General features: G+C 58.1%; 1 protein-coding gene. It reads right to left on the reverse strand.

What is annotated here, in order from left to right; all coding sequences use genetic code 11:
* Positions 1 to 150, reverse strand: a 150-nt coding sequence (locus ACPYOJ_RS37360) for a DUF892 family protein (RefSeq protein WP_481420682.1), incomplete at its 3' end; no start/stop codon positions are given.
* Positions 151 to 210: the final 60 nt, after the last annotated feature.

The following is a 210-nucleotide window of genomic DNA, read 5'->3' on the forward strand; positions in this document are numbered from 1 at the left end:
TGCTTTCAGTGCCGGATAGTGTTCCAGGCGCTTGAGCTGCGAGTTGAGCATGGTTATCGCCTGCTCCTCCATTGCATAGGCGTCGCGAAGCCAAGCAATCAAGTTTTCACGGGGTTCCGTGGGGCTTTCAGACCGGCGGGCCTGCCAGATTGTATCCGCTGACCGCAAGACGATCCGCTATCGGTCCAGTCGACCGCCGGAGATCGAATT

The organism is Rhizobium sp. SVR5-9E (assembly GCF_056755095.1).